Below are 17,475 nucleotides of genomic sequence, written 5' to 3'. Positions count from 1 at the left end.
CGGGGCGCTCAGGGCAGTACGGCGAAGCCGTCCAGTTCCACCAGCGCCCGCTCGTCCCACAGGCGGACGACCTCCACCACCGCCATCGCCGGGTAGTCGCGGCCGGCGAGTTCGCGCCAGGTGCGGCCGAGGCCGGCGGCGTGGCGGCGGTAGTCGGCCACGTCGGTGGCGTAGACGGTGACGCGGGCCAGGTCGGCGGGGGTGCCGCCGGCGGCGCGCAGGGCGGCGAGGAGGTTGGCGAGGGCCTTCTCGAACTGTTCGGGGAGGGTGGCGCCGGTGACCTTCCCGTCGCTGTCCAGCGCGGTCTGGCCGGCCAGGAAGACGACGCGGGTGCCGGTGGCGACGACGGCGTGGGAGAAGCCGGTGGGCGGGGACAGGCCGGGCGGGTTCACGCGTTCGGCGGTCATGTGCCGGCCTCCCCGGTCGTGTCCTCGGTGCGGTACAGCTCCTTGGCGATGATGTCGCGCTGCACCTCGCTCGCACCCTCGTAGACGCGGGGGGCGCGGACCTCGCGGTAGAGGTGTTCGAGGAGGTGGCCGCGTCGCAGGGCGCGGGCGCCGTGCAGTTGGACCGCCGTGTCGACGACGTACTGGGCGGTCTCGGTGGCGAGGAGCTTGGCCATCGCGGCGCGCTTCGGCACGTCCGGCGCGTTCTCGTCGTACGCCGTCGCCGCCGCGTACACCATGAGGCGGGCCGCCTCGGTGCGCAGGGCCATCTCGGCGACCTGGTGGGAGACGGTCTGGAGGTCGCGGAGTTTGCCGCCGAAGGCGTCGCGGGCCGAGGTGTGGGCCAAGGTGGCGTCCAGGGCCGCGCGGGCCATGCCGACGGCGAAGGCGCCGACGCTGGGGCGGAACAGGTTGAGGGTGCCCATGGCGACGCGGAAACCGCGGTCCGGCTCGCCGAGCACGTCGTCGGCGGTGACGGGGACGGCGTCGAAGGCCAGGGCGCCGATGGGGTGCGGCGAGAGCATGTCGAGGGGGGTGCCGGTGAGGCCGGGACGGTCGGCCGGCACGAGGAAGGCGGTGACGCCGCGGGCGCCGGCGCCGGGGGTGGTGCGGGCGAAGACGGTGTAGAAGTCGGCCTCGGGGGCGTTGGAGATCCAGCACTTCTCACCGGTGAGCCGCCAGGCGGAGCGGCCGTCGGGTTCCGCGGCCGGGGCGGCGCCGGTCGGCCGTGCCGGCTGTGCCGGCTGTCCCGGCTGTCCCGGCTCGGCCCTCAGGGCCAGGGCCGCCGCGTCCGAGCCCGCCGTGGGCTCGCTGAGGGCGAAGGCGGCCACCGCGGTTCCGTCGCTCACGCGGGGCAGCCAGCGGGCGCGCTGGGCCTCGGTGCCGTGGGCGTACACCGGGTGGGCGCCGAGCCCCTGGAGGGCGAGCGCGGTCTCGGCCTCCGTGCAGGCGTAGGCGAGGGACTCGCGCATCAGGCACAGGTCGAGGGCGCCGGAGGTGAACAGGCGGGGCAGCAGGCCGAGGGCGCCGAGTGCGGCGACGAGGGGGCGGTTGACGCGGCCCGGCTCGCCCTCGTCGGCCAGGGGGCGCAGCCGTTCGGCGGCCAGGGCGCGCAGCCGCTCGCACCAGGCGAGTCGTGCCGGTTCGAGCGAGAATGCGGTCATCGCCGGTCCCTTCCCCTGCTCCCCTGCCCACCGGGCCACACCCGAGGTTATCGCGCACCGTTGACTGCCGTCACCGACACGATACGCTCGATGCGCGAGCCCACCACGACAAAGGGGGCGAACCGTCATGGCAGAAGCGCACGCCGCGGATCCGCGCGCAGCGGATCCCCACCCCGCCGGACCGCACCCCTCCGCCCACGTCGACACGTTCGCGCGCGAGCACCTTCCGCCCCCCGACCAGTGGCCCGAGCTCCGCTTCGACCTGCCGGAACTGCGCTACCCGGCCCGCCTGAACTGCGCCGCCGAGCTGCTCACCGGTCCGCCCGGCGACCGCCCGGTCTTCCGCACCGCGTCCGGGGACGTCTGGACGTACGGGCAGTTGCGGACCCGCGTCGACCGGATCGCGCATCTGCTCACCGGCGGCCTCGGCGTCGTCCCCGGCAACCGGGTGCTGCTGCGCGGCCCCACCACCCCGTGGCTGGCCGCCTGCTGGCTGGCGGTGCTGAAGGCGGGCGCGGTGGCGGTCACCGTACTGGCGCAGCAGCGCCCGCACGAGCTGCGCGCGATCTGCGAGATCGCCCGCGTGCGGCACGCCCTGTGCGACGTCCGCGCCGTCGACGACCTCGCGAAGGCGGAGATCCCGGGGCTGCAGATCACGACGTACGGCGGGGACGCGCCCGGCGACCTGCCGGCCCGCGCGGAAGCCGGCGTCGCGCCGGACACCCCGTTCCCGGCCGTGGCGACCGCGTCCGACGACGTCGCGCTGATCGCCTTCACCTCGGGCACCACCGGGCGCCCCAAGGGGTGCATGCACTTCCACCGCGACGTGCTCGCGGTCGCCGACACCTTCTCCCGGTACGTCCTGCGGCCGCGCGCGGACGACCTCTTCGCGGGCAGTCCGCCGCTCGGGTTCACCTTCGGGCTCGGCGGACTGGTGATCTTCCCGATGCGGGCCGGGGCGAGCGCGCTGCTGCTCGAACAGGCGGGGCCGAGACAGCTGTTGCCCGCGGTCGCCGAGCACCGGGTGTCGGTGCTGTTCACCGCGCCGACGGCCTACCGGGCGATGCTGGACGAGCTGGACGCGTACGACGTGAGGTGTCTGCGGCGCTGCGTCTCGGCGGGCGAGAACCTGCCGGCGGCCACCTGGCACTCCTGGCACGAGCGCACCGGCCTGCGCATCATCAACGGCATCGGCGCCACCGAACTGCTGCACATCTTCGTCTCGGCGGCCGACGACGCCGTCCGGCCCGGCACCACGGGCGTGCCGGTGCCGGGGTGGCAGGCGCGCGTGCAGGACGCGGACGGCGGGCCCGTGCCGGACGGGGAGCCCGGGCTGCTGGCGGTGCGCGGGCCCGTCGGCTGCCGCTACCTCGCCGATCCGCGGCAGCGGGAGTACGTGCGGGGCGGCTGGAACATCACCGGGGACACCTACGTCCGCGAGCCCGACGGGTACTTCCGCTACGTCGCGCGCGCCGACGACATGATCATCTCCGCCGGGTACAACATCGCCGGGCCGGAGGTGGAGGACGCGCTGCTGCGGCACCCGGACGTGGTGGAGGCGGCGGTGGTGGGGCGGCCCGACGCGGCGCGCGGGCAGGTCGTGGTGGCCCACGTGGTGCTGAAGGACGGCGCCGAGCGGGACGGCGAGGCCCTGCGCGCGTACCTCAGGTCCGAGCTGGCGCCGTACAAGTGCCCGCGCGAGATCCACTTCCGGGACGCGCTGCCGCGCACGGCGACCGGCAAGCTCCAGCGGTACAGGCTCCTGGCCGCCCCCAAGACCCGGGGTGACCAGGGCTGATGCCGGCGATCTAAGATGATCGACGTGTCCGACCAGCACGCGCAGCACGCCCCGAGGTCCCTGATCGTCACGCTCTACGGCGCCTACGGCCGTTTCGCGCCGGGCCCGGTGCCCGTCGCCGAACTGATCCGGCTGCTGGCCGCGGTGGGGGTGGACGCGCCCTCCGTGCGTTCGTCGGTGTCGCGGCTGAAGCGGCGCGGACTGCTGCTGCCCGCCCGAACGGTCAACGGTGCGGCCGGGTACGAACTGTCCGTCGAGGCACGGCAGTTGCTGGAGGACGGGGACCGGCGCATCTACGCCACCGCGCCGTACGCCGACGAGGGCTGGGTGCTCGCCGTGTTCTCCGTGCCCGAGTCGGAGCGGCAGAGACGGCACGTGCTGCGCTCCCGCCTGGCCGGTCTGGGCTTCGGCACCGCCGCGCCCGGCGTGTGGATCGCCCCGGCCCGGCTGTACGAGGAGACCCGGCACACGCTGGCCCGCCTGGGCCTGGACGCCTACGTGGACTTCTTCCGCGGGGAGCACCTGGGCTTCTCCCCGACCGCCGAGGCGGTGGCGCGGTGGTGGGACCTGGCCGCGATCGCCGAGGAGCACGAGGCGTTCCTCGACCGCCACGCGCGCGTGCTGCGCGCCTGGGAGCGCCGTCCGGACACCCCGCCCGAGGAGGCGTACCGGGACTACCTCCTGGCCCTGGACTCCTGGCGCCACCTCCCCTACACCGATCCGGGCCTGCCGGCCCGGCTGCTGCCCGCCGACTGGCCCGGCACCCGCTCGGCGGCCGTCTTCCGGGCGTTGCACGAGCGGCTCCGGGACGCCGGGGCGGCCTTCGCGGCTCGGGAACCGATCTGAGCCGTCGCCGGGATCCGCGCCGCCTTCGCCTGCGGCAAGGGAGCCCTCAGCCCCTTCCGGCCCTCTTCCCGGTTTCCCTGCCCGGCGTCCCGGCCCATGAGTCCCACGCGGAGCCCGAACCGGGCCCTGACCGTCGCCACCGGCCTCCGGGCGCGGTGGGCTCCCCGGCCCACGGCGCCGAAGCCCGCGCCGCGGGCCGCGAGGCGCCAAGCGGCCCCGTACCGGTGTCCGTCGGGCGGGGAGCCGGAGACCGAGCGGCTGCCGCGGCAACCGGTCCTCGTCATCTCGTCCGTCCGCTCCGGCTCGACCCTGCTGCGCATGGTGCCGGGAGTCCGCCCGTGTCCGCACGCCCCGCACGAACTGCGCCTCGGGCGGATGGAGGTGACCCGCACCGACTGGTTCTCCCAGCGGGCGACGGGCGCCCTCGGACCGGAGCGCGGCGACCCGGAGCACCTGCCGTGGGACCGCGTCCCGCACCGTGAACCGCTCGGGTCCGGCCAGGACTTCGTCGCCGGGAAGACGCCGGCCGACGTCTGCGTGCACCGGCGCCCGAAGGACGGCCGGCCCGACGCCCGGTTCGTGTTCCCGCCGCGCCACCCCGAGTCGGTCGCCCGCTCCTGGCCCGAGAGCGACCCCGTCGACGCGGTCCTACGACAAGGCCGTCGGGGACGTGCTGCCCTCTGCCTGACGGCCGTCGAGGAGGCCCGCACCGCCGACGCCGACGGCTTCGCCGTGCGCCACGAGGACATCACCGCGGCCCCCGAGCGGGAGATGCGCCGCCCGTGCGCGTTCCTCGGCCTCGGCCACGGACCGGCCGTGCCGCACCACGGCGGGAGGAGCGGCGCCGGGCTGGTCAGGGCCTCGGCGGCCGGCGCGGCAACATCCGCACCGGCACGGTGCGGCCGGGCCGCCCGCTGCCCGGGGCGGACCGGAGCCCCGCACCCCTGCGCGCCATGCGCACGGCCTGGGACGACGCCTCCTGAGCCGGGTCAGTCGCGCAGCGCGAGCCGGGGCCTGGGGGCGTCGGCGCGCCCGGTCCGCGGGCGGCGGCCGCCCGCCCGGTACGGCGCCGGCCAGACGGCGCCCGGGCCACCCGCTGCCCGGGGCGGACCGGAGCCCCTCACCCCTGTGCGCCATGCGCACGGCCTGGGACGACGCCTCCTGAGCCGGGTCAGTCGCGCAGCGCGAGCCGGGGCCTGGGGGCGTCGGTGCGCCCGGTCCGCGGGCGGCGGCTGCCCGCCCGGTACGGCGCCGGCCAGACGGCGCCCGGGCCCGCGTAGTCCTGCTCGGCCGCCGCGTGCAGCGTCCAGTGCGGGTCGTACAGGTGGGGACGGGCGAGGGCGCACAGGTCGGCGCGTCCGGCCAGGATCAGCGAGTTGACGTCGTCCCAGGAGGAGATGGCGCCGACGGCGATCACCGGGACGCCCGCCTCGTGCCGGACGCGGTCCGCGAAGGGCGTCTGGTACGACCGCCCGAACTCCGGCCGCTCGTCGGCCACGACCTGTCCGGTGGACACGTCGATCGCGTCGGCGCCGTGCGCGGCGAAGGCACGGGCGATCTCCACGGCCTCCTCGGCGCTCGTGCCGCCCTCGGCCCAGTCGGTCGCGGAGATCCGCACGGTCATGGGCCGCTCCCCCGGCCACACGCCGCGTACGGCGTCGAAGACCTCCAGCGGGAAGCGGAGCCGTTTCTCCAGGGTGCCGCCGTAGGCGTCCGTGCGGTGGTTGGTGAGCGGGGAGAGGAAGCCGGAGAGCAGGTAGCCGTGGGCGCAGTGCAGTTCGAGCAGGTCGAAACCGGCACGTGCGGCGCGGACGGCGGCGGCCGCGAACTGCTCGCGCACGTCCGTCAGTTGCGCCCGGGACAGCTCGCGCGGAACCTGGCTGTCCGGCCGGTAGGGCAGCGGGGAGGCGGCCACGAGGGGCCAGTTGCCCTCCGGGAGCGGTTCGTCCATGCCCTCCCACATCAGCCGGGTCGAGCCCTTGCGCCCGCTGTGCCCGAGCTGCACGCCGATCGCGGTGCCGGGCGCCCGGGCGTGCGCGAAGTCGGTGATCCGCCGCCACGCCTCGGTCTGCCGTCCGGTGTACAGGCCGGCGCAGCCGGGGGTGATGCGGCCCTCCGGGCTGACGCACACCATCTCCGTCATCACCAGCCCGGCGCCGCCCAGCGCCCTGGCGCCCAGGTGGACCAGGTGGAAGTCGCCGGGGACGCCGTCGGTGGCGGAGTACATGTCCATCGGGGAGACGACGACGCGGTTGCGCAGGGTCAGGCCGCGCAGCCGGAACGGGGTGAACATCGGGGGCGTGCCGGGCGGGCAGCCGAACTCGCGCTCGACGGACTCGGTGAAGCGGGGGTCGCGCAGCCGCAGGTTGCCGTGGGTGACGCGGCGGCTGCGGGTGAGCAGGTTGAAGGCGAAGCGGCGGGGCGGCTGGTCCAGGTACCGGGCGAGGTCCTCGAACCACTCCAGGCTGGCGCGGGCCGCCCGCTGGGTGGAGGCGACGACGGGGCGCCGCTCCTCCTCGTAGGCGGCCAGCGCCTCCTTGAGCGAGGGCTGCTCGTCCAGGCAGGCGGCGAGCGCGAGGGCGTCCTCGACGGCGAGCTTGGTGCCGGAGCCGATGGAGAAGTGGGCGGTGTGGGCGGCGTCGCCGAGGAGGACGACGTTGCCGTGCGACCAGCGTTCGCTGACCACCGTGCGGAAGGTGGTCCACGCCGACCTGTTGGAGCTGAGCGGCCGTCCGCCGAGGGCGTCGGCGAAGATCTCGGCGCAGCGGTCGGCGGATGCGCGTTCGTCCAGCCGGTGGAGGCCGGCCGCCCGCCACACCTCCTCGCGCATCTCGACGATGACGGTCGACGCGTCGGCCGCGTACGGGTATCCGTGCAGCTGCATCACGCCGTGCCCGGTCTCGGCGATCTCGAAGCGGAAGGCGTCGAAGGCGAAGTCGGCCGCCAGCCAGATGTAGCGGCAACGGTGGGAGGTGACGTGCGGGCGGAACACCTCCGCGTAGGCGTCCCGGGTGGTGCTGTGCACCCCGTCGGCGGCGACGACGAGGTCGTACGCCCGCGCGAGCCGGTCCGGGTGCGGGGCCTCGGCGCGGAAGCGGAGGTCCACGCCGAGGGCGTGGCAGCGGGCGTGCAGGATCTCCAGGAGGCGGCGGCGGCCCAGGGCGGCGAAGCGGTGTCCCGTGGAGGTCTGGCGGGTGCCCCGATGGACGATGTCGATGTCGTCCCAGTGGACGAGGTCCTTCCGGAGGGCCGCGTAGACCTCCGGGTCGGCGTGCTCGATGCCGCCGAGGGTCTCGTCGGAGAGGACGACGCCGAAGCCGAAGGTGTCGTCGGGGGCGTTGCGCTCCCAGACGGTGACCTCGCGGTCGGGGGCGAGGCGTTTGAGGAGGGCGGCGGTGTAGAGGCCGCCGGGGCCGCCACCGATGACCGCCGTGCGCAGGGGGTGGGTGGTGTCCGCCGGGGGGTGCGGGTTCGTCGTGGCCGGTCGCGCGGTTCCCCGCGCCCCCGAGGTGGGACCGGTTCCCTTGGCCGAGAGCATGCCGCCCTACCTCCCTCGCCATTTCGGGGGGCGCTTCTCCGTGAAGGCCGCGTGGAACTCCGCGTAGTCCTCGCCGTTCATCAGGAGGGCCTGGGTGGAGGCGTCCAGTTCCACCGCTGCCGCCAGGGGCATGTCCAGCTCGGCCGTCAGCAGCGCCTTGGTCTGGGCGTACGCCAGGGCCGGGCCGTCGGCGAGGCGGCGGGCGAGGGCCCGGGCGGCCTCGTCGGCGTGGCCCTCGTCGGTGAGCTCGCTGATCAGGCCGATCCGCTCGGCCTCGATCGCGCGCACCGGTTCGCCGAGCATCAGCAGGCGGGTGGCGTGACCGAGGCCGACGACCCGGGGCAGCAGGTAGGCGGCGCCCATGTCGCCGCCGGACAGGCCGACGCGGGTGAAGAGGAAGGCGAAACGGGCGCCGGGGTCGGCGACGCGGAAGTCGGCCGCCAGGGCGAGGACGGCCCCCGCCCCGGCCGCGACGCCGTGCAGCGCGGCGACCACCGGGAAGGGGCACTCCCGCACGGCCCGCACCACCTGGCCGGTCATCCGGTTGAAGTCCAGGAGCTGTGCGGTGTCCATGGACAGGGTGGCGCCGATGATCTCGTCGACGTCGCCGCCGGAGCAGAAGCCGCGCCCCTCGCCGGCCAGCACCAGGGCCCGCACGGACCGCTCCCGGGACAGTTCGGCGAGCAGGTCGCGCAGGTCGGCGTAGGCCTCGAAGGTCAGCGCGTTGAGCTTGTCGGGGCGGGCCAGGGTGACGGTGGCGACACCGTCGGTGAGATCGACGCGCAGGTGCCGCCAGTCGGGGGTGCGGGCGGCGGAGCCGGTGAAGGGACTCATGGCGGGCGGCCTCCTGGGACGGGCACGGCATCACCGAGCGCTGCCCCTCGAAGCTATCACTTTTCTGTGACTATCGTCACGAGTACGCGATAGGCCAGGTGGGTCCGGGTTGCGGACGATCGGCTTCCGTCACATCCGTCACCGGGCACCGACAACGCGGTGACGGCGGGAGCACCGGGGCGGGGAGGACGTTCCCCCGGGCAGGCCGCCCGGTACCGGGGCCGAAGGTCCCGTGCGGTGCCCGTCGAAGGGCTCCGCCGGGGGCGCCGTACCATTCATGAGGTTGAAAGCAGGACAGGACCGCCTGCTCCGGAACGGACTCGCCGTGCACGATCGCCCCTCTGCCCCCGCCCTCTGGCGCATCGCGCTGCCGCACACCACCGCGGCCGTGCCGGTGGCCCGTGCCCTGGTGCGTACGGCCCTGGCCGAACTGGAGCACTCGGCCGACAGCGACACCGCGGAGCTGCTGACGGCCGAGCTGGTCGCCAACGCCGTCGAGCACACCTCCGGCGGGGCGCCGATCGAGCTGGTGGTGGAGCTGCTGCCGACCGGCTGCCAGGTCGAGGTGCACGACCCCGACCCGCGGCCGCCGGGCGACCTCACGCTCCCGGACGAGGAGCCGCCCGACCCCTGGCAGGAGCACGGGCGCGGTCTGCTGCTGATCCGCGCCCTGAGCTCGTCCTGCGGCCACCGCCCCACCGACTCCGGCAAGGCGGTCTGGTTCAGGCTTCCTGGGGTTCCCGCTCAGCGGGGTCCCGCGGAGTGAGCCCGGCCCGGGCGAGCCGGGAGTGCCGGCGTCCGTAGGCCGAGTAGACCAGCAGGCCCACCGCGAGGAACACGGCGAACTGGAGCCAGGTCGCGGCGCCCGTCTCGTAGATCAGGTAGAGGCAGAAGCCGACGCCGAGCAGCGGCGTCACCGGGTACAGCGGGACGCGGAAGGTGCGGGCGAGGCCCGGCTCGCGGCGGCGCAGGGCGATCACCGCGACGTTGACGGCGGCCATCGTGGCCAGGGTGCCGATGGTGCACAGGTTGACCACCGCGTCCAGCGGGGCGAAGGCGGCCGGGAGCGCGAAGACGACGCCGACGATCAGGGTGCCGGCGACGGGCGTGGCCGTGCGCGGCGAGACCTTCTCGAACACCGGCGGGACGAGTCCGTCGCGGGACATGGACAGCAGGATGCGGGTCTGGCCGTACATCACGGCGAGCACCACCGAGGCGATGGCCACGACCGCGCCGAAGGCGACGACGCCGCCGCCGATCGCGGAGCCCGTGACCTCGTCGACGACGTAGGACAGCGCGGCGGGCCGGTCACCGACCGTGTCGCCGCCGACCGCGCCGATCGCGGCGACGGCGACCGCGCAGTAGAGCAGGGTGACCAGGCCGATGCAGACCAGGATCGCGATCGGGATGTCCCGGCGCGGGTTCTTGGCCTCCTCACCGGCGGTGGTGATGGCGTCGAAGCCGATGTACGAGAAGAAGGCGGCCGTGGTGCCGGCGCCGATGCCGCCGAGGCCGGCCGGGGAGAACGGGGTGAGGTTGCCGTCCTCGAAGGCGCAGAAGCCGATGGCGCAGAAGGCGACCAGGACGGCGAGCTTGAGGACGGCCATCGCGGCGGTGGCCCGGGCGCTCTCGCGCACGCCCCGCACCAGCAGCACGCAGGCCAGGGCGATGACGATCACCGCGGGGAGGTTGACCAGGCCGCCGTCGGCGGGGCCGGCGGAGAGGGCGTGCGGGAGCCGGAGGCCGATGACGCTGTCCAGCAGCTCGTTGACGTACTGGCTCCAGCCGACCGCGACCGCGGACACCGACACGCCGTACTCCAGCAGCAGGCACCAGCCGACCAGGAAGGCGGTGCGCTCGCCGAGTCCGGCGTAGGCGAAGGAGTACGAGGAGCCGGAGACGGGGATCGCGCCGCCCAGCTCGGCGAAGGCGAACGCGGTGAAGACGCAGGTGATCGCGGCGAGCACGAAGGAGACGACGACGGCCGGGCCGGCCTCGGCGACGGAGTCGGACAGGCCGACGAAGATGCCGGTGCCGACGATGGCGCCGACGCCGAAGCAGACGAGCTGGAACAGCCCCATGGTGCGCTTCAGGCCGTGGCCTTCGCGGTCGGCGCCGGATTCGGCGACGAGGTCTCGGGGCGACTTGATGCGGGGAGCGGGCATGAGGGGTGGTGCTCGTTTCTGGTGGTGCGAGGCGCGACGGTGGTCGCGGCCGGCGGCGCGGAAGGGGTGGCTCCGGGCCGCCGGTCAGTTTATCGGTGCCGCTCAGGCGAGAGTGGCGACCAGGACGGCCTTGATGGTGTGCAGGCGGTTCTCCGCCTCGTCGAAGACGACCGAGTGCGCGGACTCGAAGACCTCGTCCGTGACCTCGAGGGAGTCGAGGCCGTGGGCCTCGAAGATCTCCTGGCCGACCTTGGTGCCCAGGTCGTGGAAGGCGGGCAGGCAGTGCAGGAACTTCACGTCCGGGTTGCCGGTGGCGCGCAGGACGTCCATGGTCACCGCGTACGGGGACAGCGCGGCGATCCGCTCGGCCCAGACCTCCTTGGGCTCCCCCATGGACACCCAGACGTCCGTGACGACGAAGTCGGCGCCGCGCACGCCCTCGTCCACGGCCTCGGTGAGGGTGATGCGCGCCCCACTCCCCCCGGCGAGCTCCCGCGCCGCGTCGACGACCTCCTGGGCGGGCCAGTAGTCCTTCGGGGCGACGATGCGCACGTCCATGCCGAGCAGGGCGCCGGTGACCAGGTAGGAGTTGCCCATGTTGAAGCGGGCGTCGCCGAGGTAGGCGAAGGAGATCTCCGGCAGGGGCTTGGCGCTGTGCTCGGTCATGGTGAGCACGTCGGCGAGCATCTGGGTGGGGTGCCAGTCGTCGGTGAGGCCGTTGTAGACGGGCACCCCGGCGTGGGCGGCCAGCTCCTCGACCTTGTGCTGGCTGTCGCCGCGGTACTCGATGCCGTCGAACATCCGCCCGAGGACGCGGGCGGTGTCCTTCACCGACTCCTTGTGGCCGATCTGCGAGCCCGACGGGTCGAGGTACGTGGTCGAGGCACCCTGGTCGGCGGCGGCGACCTCGAAGGCGCAGCGGGTGCGCGTGGAGGTCTTCTCGAAGATCAGCGCGATGTTCCTGCCCCGCAGGTGCTGCGTCTCGGTCCCGGCCTTCTTGGCGGCCTTCAGCTCCGCGGCCAGCTCGACCAGGCCGCGGAACTCGTCCGCGGTGAGGTCGGTCTCCTTGAGGAAGTGGCGGCCGGCGAGGGCGGTCGGGACTGTCGCCATGGGGGCGCTCCAGAGGTGCAGGGGCTGGGACTCCTGGAAGTGTATACGAACTTCTGAATTTATATGCGGCGCCGGCGCCCGCGGGGGAGCTACACGGCCGCGCGCTCCACCGGGCAGCTCATGCAGCGCGGCCCGCCCCGGCCCCGGCCCAGCTCGCTGCCCGGGATCTCGATCACCTCGATGCCCTGCTTGCGCAGGTGCGTGTTGGTGGTGGCGTTGCGTTCGTAGGCGACGACGACGCCCGGCTCGACGGCCAGGACGTTGCAGCCGTCGTCCCACTGCTCGCGCTCGGCCGCGTGGACGTCCTGCGTCGCGGTCAGGACGCGGATCTCGCCCAGTCCGAGCGCGGCGGCGATCGCGCGGTGCATGTGCTCCGGCGGATGGTCGGTGACCTTCAGCTCCTTCTCCCCCACGCCGGGCTCGATGGTGTACGAGCGCAGCATGCCGAGCCCGGCGTACTGGGTGAAGGTGTCGCCGTCGACCATGGTCATCACGGTGTCGAGGTGCATGAAGGCCCGCCGCTTGGGCATGTCGAGGGCCACGATCGTGCGCGCGGAGCCGGCCGCGAACAGCTTGTGGGCGAGCATCTCCACGGCCTGGGGGGTGGTCCGCTCGCTCATGCCGATGAGCACGGCGCCGTTGCCGATGACCAGCACGTCCCCGCCCTCGATGGTGGAGGGGTAGTCGGCCTGCCCCTCGGACCACAGGGGGAACGCCTCGTCGCGGAAGAGCGGGTGGTGCCGGTAGATCGCCTCGAAGTGGACCGTCTCGCGCTGCCGGGCCGGCCGGCGCATGGCGTTGATGGAGACGCCGTCGTAGATCCAGGCCGAGGTGTCCCGGGTGAACAGGTGGTTGGGCAGCGGGCCGAGCAGGAAGTCGTCCAGCTCCATCACGTGGAAGCGCACGGAGGTCGGCTCCGTGTGCGCCTCCAGGAACTCCCGCTTGGTCATGCCGCCGACCAGGACCTCGGCGAGCTCGGGGGCGGGCAGGGTCTCGAAGGCGGCCCGGAGGTGGTCCGTGGCCAGCACTCCGTACTCCTTCTCGTCGAAGACCCGGTCCAGGACGAGCCGCCGGGCCGCCGGGACCTGGAGGGTCTCGGCGAGCAGGTCGCCGAAGAGGTGCACCTCGACCCCGCGGTCGCGGAGCACGTCGGCGAACCCGTCGTGCTCGGCGCGCGCCCGGCGCACCCAGAGCACGTCGTCGAAGAGGAGGGCGTCCTTGTTGCTGGGGGTGAGCCTTTTGAGCTCGAGATCCGGCCGGTGCAGGATGACGCGGCTGAGCCGCCCGGCCTCGGAGTCGACGTGGAATCCCATGCCTCCATCCTGACCGCTCGGGCGCGCCTTCATCCCCCGCTCGCGCGGACCCGTGCGCCGGTCCCGGCCGGCCCGTCCGCGGGGCCGGCCGGGACCGGGGTCACAGCCGCGGGTCCACCGGCTCCGACTCCAGCGCCAGGACGCCGAAGACCGCCTCGTGCACCCGCCACAGCGGTTCGCCGTCCGCGAGCCGGTCCAGGGCCTCCAGGCCGAGGGCGTACTCGCGGATCGCCAGGGACCGCTTGTGGTTCAGGAACCGCTGCCGCAGCCGGGCCAGGTTGTCGGGACGCGTGTACTCGGGGCCGTAGACGATCCGCAGGTACTCGCGGCCCCGGCACTTGACGCCGGGCTGCACCAGGCGGCCCTTCCCGTCCCGTACCAGCGCGCCCACGGGCTTGACGACCATGCCCTCGCCGCCCCGGCCGGTCATCTCCAGCCACCAGTCGGTGCCGGCGCGCACCGACTCGGCGTCCCCGGTGTCGACGTACAGCCGCCGGGTGGTCCGCAGCAGGCCGCTGCCGTCGTGCTCGACGAGCCGGTCGATGAGGGCGAGCTGCTCGTCGTGCGGCAGGGCGGCCAGGCTGCGGCCCTGGACGGCGAGGATCTGGAACGGCGCCAGGCGCACGCCGTCCAGGCCGTCGGTGGTCCAGCAGTAGCGGCGGTAGGCGTCGGTGAACGCGGCGGCGTCGGCGGAGCGGGCGCGCTGGCGGTCCAGCAGCCCGGTGACGTCGACGCCACGGGCCGCGGCGCCCTCCAGGGCGGCCAGCGCGCCCGGGAACACCGCGCCGGAGGCGGCCCCCACGGCGGCGTACTGGGAGCGCAGCAGTCCGGAGGCCTTCAGCGACCACGGCATCAGCTCGGCGTCCAGCAGCAGCCAGTCGGTGGACAGTTCGTCCCACAGGCCGGCGTCGCCGATCGCCGTGCGCAGCCGGCCGAGGACCTCCTCGGTGAGGGACGCGTCGTCGAGGAAGGGGCGGCCGGTGCGGGTGTAGAGGGATCCGGTGGGGCCCTCCACGCCGAAGCGGCGGCTCGCCGCCTCCGCGTCGCGGCAGACCAGGGCCACCGCCCGCGAGCCCATGTGCTTCTCCTCGCACACGACCCGCGCCACCCCGTCGGCCGCGTACTGCGCGAACGCCTCCTTCGGGTGCTCCAGGTAGCCGTCCACCCCGGAGGTGGCGGTCGGTGCCATGGTCGGCGGGAGGTACGGCAGCAGCCGGGGGTCGGTCGCGAAGCGGCTCATGACCTCCAGGGCGGCGGCGCCGTTCTCCTCCCGTACCGTGATCCGGCCCGCGTGCCGGGTCTCCACGACCCGGCGGCCCTGGACGTCCGCCAGGTCCAGCGGCCGGCCGTCGTGCCCGCCGGGCGCCTCGGTGCGCAGCGGCTTCGCCGGCTCGTACCAGACCCGCTCGGCGGGCACGTCGACCAGCTCGCGCTCCGGCCAGCGCAGCGCCGTGAGCTTGCCGCCGAAGACGGCGCCGGTGTCCAGGCAGATGGTGTTGTTGAGCCAGGTGGCCTCGGGGACGGGGGTGTGGCCGTAGACGACGGCGGCGCGGCCCCGGTAGTCCTCGGCCCACGGGTAGCGCACCGGCAGGCCGAACTCGTCGGTCTCGCCGGTGGTGTCGCCGTACAGGGCGTGGCTGCGGACCCGGCCGGAGGTGCGGCCGTGGTACTTCTCCGGCAGACCGGCGTGGCAGACCACGAGCCGGCCGCCGTCGAGGACGTAGTGGCTGACCAGGCCGTCGATGAACTCCCGCACCTCGGCGCGGAACTCCTCGCTCTCGCCCTCCATCTGCTCGATGGTCTCGGCGAGTCCGTGGGTGTGCTGGACCTTGCGGCCCTTGAGGTGGCGGCCGTACTTGTTCTCGTGGTTGCCGGGCACGCACAGCGCGTCGCCCGACTTCACCATCGCCATCACGCGGCGCAGTACGCCGGGGCTGTCCGGGCCGCGGTCGACGAGGTCGCCGACGAAGACGGCGGTGCGGCCCTCGGGGTGGACGCCGTCGGTGTAGCCGAGCCTGCCGAGCAGGGCCTCCAGCTCGGCGGCGCAGCCGTGGACGTCGCCGATGATGTCGAAGGGGCCGGTGAGGTGGGTGAGGTCGTTGAACCGCTTCTCGGTGACGACGGTGGCGTGCTCGATCTCCTCGGTGCCGCGCAGGACGTGCACCTTGCGGAAGCCCTCGCGCTCCAGGTGGCGCAGGGAGCGGCGGAGTTCGCGGGTGTGGCGCTGGATGACCCGGCGGGGCATGTCGGCCCGGTCGGTGCGGGTCGCGTTGCGCTCGGCGCAGACCTGCTCGGGCACGTCGAGGACGATGGCGATCGGCAGGACGTCGTGCTTCCTGGCCAGGTCGATCAGCTGACGCCGGGCGTCCTGCTGCACGTTCGTCGCGTCCACGACGGTGCGGCGGCCGGCGGCGAGCCGCTTGCCCGCGATGTAGTGCAGGACGTCGAAGGCGTCCCGGCTCGCGCTCTGGTCGTTCTCGTCGTCCGCGACCAGCCCCCGGCAGAAGTCGGAGGAGATGACCTCGGTGGGCGTGAAGTGACGCCGGGCGAAGGTGGACTTGCCGGAGCCCGAGGCGCCGATCAGCACGACGAGGGAGAGGTCGGTGACCGGCAGGGCGCGGGCCCGTGCGGCGGCACCGGTGGTGTCGGTGGTGGTCATGCGGCCTCCGCCTCCTTCTCGTTCGCGGTCTTCGGGTCGTTCGCGGGCCGGGGGCCGCTCGCGGCCAGGGTGAACACGGCCAGCTGCGTGGGCGGGCCCACCTCGGGGTCGTCGGGGCCGACGGGGCGGAACCCCACGCCGTAGCCGTGCCGTTCGGCGACCGTCCGCGCCCAGGTGCGGAACTCCTCGCGGGTCCACTCGAAGCGGTGGTCGCGGTGGCGTACGCGGCCGGCCGGGAGGGTCTCCCAGCGCACGTTGTACTCCACGTTCGGCGTGGTGACGACGACGGTGCGGGGGCGGGCCGAGCCGAAGACGGCGTACTCCAGCGCGGGCAGCCTCGGCAGGTCGAGGTGCTCGATCACCTCGCTGAGCACGGCGGCGTCGTAGCCCTTGAGGCGCTTGTCGGTGTAGGCGAGGGAGCCCTGGAAGAGCCGCACGCGGGCGGCCTGCCGCTCGCCCATGCGGTCCAGCTTCAGCCGGCGGGAGGCGATGGCGAGCGCGCGCACGGACACGTCCACACCGGCGATCTCGGTGAACCGCGGCTCCTTGAGCAGCTCGCGCACCAGGTGGCCCTCGCCGCAGCCGAGGTCGAGGACGCGGGCGGCGCCGCCGTCCCGCAGCGCGGTCAGGATCGCCTCGCGGCGCTGCACGGCGAGCGGGGTGGGCTTCTCCTCGGTCTCCGGGGCCGCCTCCTCGGCCACGGCGTTGTCGATCTCCTCGACGTCGCTGTCGTCGGTCTCGGCCAGCCGGACGAGCTCCAGCCGGCCCATCGCCTCGCGCGTCAGCGACCAGCGGCGGGACAGGTAGCGGTTGGTGATCAGCCGGACCTCGGGGTGGTGGTGCAGCCAGGCCCCGCCGGCCCGCATCAGCTTGTCCACCTCGTCCGGGGCGACCCAGTAGTGCTTGGCGTCGTCGAGCACCGGCAGGAGGACGTACAGGTGGCGCAGCGCGTCGGAGAGGGTGAGGGTGTCCGCCTCCAGCGTCAGCCGCACGTACCGGGAGTCGCCCCACTCGGGGAACGCGGTGTCCAGCGGGACGGGCTCCGCGGTCACCGCCCAGCCGAGCGGCTCGAACAGGCGGCGTACGAGGCCGGGGCCGCCGCGGGCGGGCAGCGCGGGCACCTCGATCCGCAGCGGGAGCGGCTCGGCGGCACGCTCGGGGCGGGCCTTGCACACGCCGCGCAGCGCGCTGGAGAAGACGTTGCTCAGCGCCACGGCGAGGAGGGAGGAGGCCGCGTAGGGACGGTCGTTGACGTACTGCGCGAGTGCCGCGTCGGGGGCGCCGCCCCGGCCCTTGCCCTTGCCGCGCCGGACCAGGGCCACCGTGTCCACCTCCAGCAGCAGCGCCGCCGTGCAGCGCTGTTCCTCCGCCTCGGGGTAGAGCACGTGGGCCGTGCCGAAGGAGGTGGAGAACGCCTGCGCCTTGCCGGGGTGCTTGTGCAGCAGGAAGCCGAGGTCGGTCGCGGGGCGCTCGGGGGTACCGGTGGTGGTGATGGTCAGGAACATGCGGAGGGCCTCTCCGGCTTGGGCGGACACAACTGCGCCGTCGTACGCGAAAGCCCCCAGGAGTGGTGATCCTGGGGGCTCGGCAGGACGACGGTCAC

The 17,475-nt window shown here is 74.3% G+C and carries 12 protein-coding genes and 1 pseudogene; 4 read left to right on the top strand and 9 right to left on the bottom strand.

Annotation, left to right across the window (positions count from 1 at the left end; all coding sequences use genetic code 11):
- Positions 1-8: 8 nt before the first annotated feature.
- Both ACZ4V6_RS20095 and ACZ4V6_RS20090 read right to left on the bottom strand, forming a co-directional pair.
- Entirely contained in the window at positions 9-407 is a 399-nt protein-coding gene (locus ACZ4V6_RS20095) for a RidA family protein (protein WP_467829077.1), read from the bottom strand.
- Positions 404-1,609, bottom strand: a complete 1,206-nt coding sequence (locus ACZ4V6_RS20090) for an acyl-CoA dehydrogenase family protein (RefSeq protein ID WP_467829075.1) — start codon at positions 1,607-1,609, stop codon at positions 404-406. Before ACZ4V6_RS20090 ends, ACZ4V6_RS20095 begins: the two co-directional genes overlap by 4 nt.
- A 64-nt stretch (positions 1,610-1,673) precedes the next feature.
- On the opposite strand from ACZ4V6_RS20090, the gene ACZ4V6_RS20085 reads away from it, so the two are divergent.
- The 3 genes and pseudogenes from ACZ4V6_RS20085 to ACZ4V6_RS20075 form a co-directional block, all read left to right on the top strand.
- The gene (locus tag ACZ4V6_RS20085) at positions 1,674-3,407 is read left to right on the top strand and encodes an AMP-binding protein (protein WP_467829640.1); all 1,734 of its coding nucleotides are present in this window, start codon (positions 1,674-1,676) and stop codon (positions 3,405-3,407) included.
- Between the two features lie 15 nt (positions 3,408-3,422).
- On the top strand, positions 3,423-4,253 hold the full coding sequence (locus tag ACZ4V6_RS20080; protein ID WP_467829072.1) for a PaaX family transcriptional regulator: 831 nt from the start codon (positions 3,423-3,425) through the stop codon (positions 4,251-4,253).
- A gap of 96 nt (positions 4,254-4,349) precedes the next feature.
- Positions 4,350-4,994 (top strand): annotated as a pseudogene (locus ACZ4V6_RS20075) (sulfotransferase); the annotation flags it as partial.
- Between the two features lie 430 nt (positions 4,995-5,424).
- Here ACZ4V6_RS20075 and ACZ4V6_RS20070 read toward each other — a convergent pair.
- Complete coding sequence (locus tag ACZ4V6_RS20070; RefSeq protein WP_467829069.1) at positions 5,425-7,791, bottom strand: bifunctional salicylyl-CoA 5-hydroxylase/oxidoreductase; 2,367 nt, start codon at positions 7,789-7,791, stop codon at positions 5,425-5,427.
- 6 nt (positions 7,792-7,797) lie between these two features.
- Positions 7,798-8,625, bottom strand: a complete 828-nt coding sequence (locus ACZ4V6_RS20065) for an enoyl-CoA hydratase family protein (RefSeq protein ID WP_467829067.1) — start codon at positions 8,623-8,625, stop codon at positions 7,798-7,800.
- A 277-nt stretch (positions 8,626-8,902) separates the two neighbouring features.
- Here ACZ4V6_RS20065 and ACZ4V6_RS20060 point away from each other — a divergent pair, with 277 nt between their 5' ends.
- The gene (locus ACZ4V6_RS20060; RefSeq protein ID WP_467829064.1) at positions 8,903-9,391 is read left to right on the top strand and encodes an ATP-binding protein; all 489 of its coding nucleotides are present in this window, start codon (positions 8,903-8,905) and stop codon (positions 9,389-9,391) included.
- Here the strand turns inward: ACZ4V6_RS20060 and ACZ4V6_RS20055 are convergent.
- From ACZ4V6_RS20055 to ACZ4V6_RS20035, 5 genes are all read right to left on the bottom strand, one after another.
- The gene (locus tag ACZ4V6_RS20055; protein WP_467829061.1) at positions 9,348-10,790 is read right to left on the bottom strand and encodes an amino acid permease; all 1,443 of its coding nucleotides are present in this window, start codon (positions 10,788-10,790) and stop codon (positions 9,348-9,350) included. The two genes, ACZ4V6_RS20060 and ACZ4V6_RS20055, sit on opposite strands and share 44 nt — an antisense overlap.
- Before the next feature lie 102 nt (positions 10,791-10,892).
- A complete protein-coding gene (argF, locus tag ACZ4V6_RS20050) occupies positions 10,893-11,900 on the bottom strand; it encodes an ornithine carbamoyltransferase (protein ID WP_467829059.1) in 1,008 nt (335 codons plus the stop codon).
- An 89-nt stretch (positions 11,901-11,989) separates the two neighbouring features.
- Positions 11,990-13,213 (bottom strand): arginine deiminase, encoded by a 1,224-nt coding sequence (locus tag ACZ4V6_RS20045; RefSeq protein ID WP_467829057.1) that lies wholly within the window; start codon positions 13,211-13,213, stop codon positions 11,990-11,992.
- A gap of 100 nt (positions 13,214-13,313) precedes the next feature.
- Positions 13,314-15,872 carry a polynucleotide kinase-phosphatase gene (locus ACZ4V6_RS20040; RefSeq protein WP_467829055.1) on the bottom strand — a complete coding sequence of 853 codons (2,559 nt, stop codon included), beginning with the start codon at positions 15,870-15,872 and terminating at the stop codon, positions 13,314-13,316.
- On the bottom strand, positions 15,869-17,377 hold the full coding sequence (locus tag ACZ4V6_RS20035) for a 3' terminal RNA ribose 2'-O-methyltransferase Hen1 (RefSeq protein WP_467829052.1): 1,509 nt from the start codon (positions 17,375-17,377) through the stop codon (positions 15,869-15,871). The genes ACZ4V6_RS20040 and ACZ4V6_RS20035 overlap by 4 nt, the downstream gene beginning before the upstream one ends.
- Positions 17,378-17,475 lie beyond the last annotated feature (98 nt).

The sequence above is a fragment of the Streptomyces sp. NPDC029152 genome (assembly GCF_055564355.1).
This window is presented reverse-complemented; position numbering and strand designations above follow the sequence as displayed.

What these genes read in the sequence shown, in the direction of transcription:
- ACZ4V6_RS20095 (WP_467829077.1), bottom strand. Translation starts at nt 407, where the DNA reads ATGACCGCCGAACGCGTGAACCCGCCCGGCCTGTCCCCGCCCACCGGC.
- ACZ4V6_RS20090 (WP_467829075.1), bottom strand. Translation starts at nt 1,609, where the DNA reads ATGACCGCATTCTCGCTCGAACCGGCACGACTCGCCTGGTGCGAGCGG.
- ACZ4V6_RS20080 (WP_467829072.1), top strand. Translation starts at nt 3,423, where the DNA reads ATGATCGACGTGTCCGACCAGCACGCGCAGCACGCCCCGAGGTCCCTG.
- ACZ4V6_RS20070 (WP_467829069.1), bottom strand. Translation starts at nt 7,791, where the DNA reads ATGCTCTCGGCCAAGGGAACCGGTCCCACCTCGGGGGCGCGGGGAACC.
- ACZ4V6_RS20065 (WP_467829067.1), bottom strand. Translation starts at nt 8,625, where the DNA reads ATGAGTCCCTTCACCGGCTCCGCCGCCCGCACCCCCGACTGGCGGCAC.
- ACZ4V6_RS20060 (WP_467829064.1), top strand. Translation starts at nt 8,903, where the DNA reads ATGAGGTTGAAAGCAGGACAGGACCGCCTGCTCCGGAACGGACTCGCC.
- ACZ4V6_RS20055 (WP_467829061.1), bottom strand. Translation starts at nt 10,790, where the DNA reads ATGCCCGCTCCCCGCATCAAGTCGCCCCGAGACCTCGTCGCCGAATCC.
- argF (WP_467829059.1), bottom strand. Translation starts at nt 11,900, where the DNA reads ATGGCGACAGTCCCGACCGCCCTCGCCGGCCGCCACTTCCTCAAGGAG.
- ACZ4V6_RS20045 (WP_467829057.1), bottom strand. Translation starts at nt 13,213, where the DNA reads ATGGGATTCCACGTCGACTCCGAGGCCGGGCGGCTCAGCCGCGTCATC.
- ACZ4V6_RS20040 (WP_467829055.1), bottom strand. Translation starts at nt 15,872, where the DNA reads ATGACCACCACCGACACCACCGGTGCCGCCGCACGGGCCCGCGCCCTG.
- ACZ4V6_RS20035 (WP_467829052.1), bottom strand. Translation starts at nt 17,377, where the DNA reads ATGTTCCTGACCATCACCACCACCGGTACCCCCGAGCGCCCCGCGACC.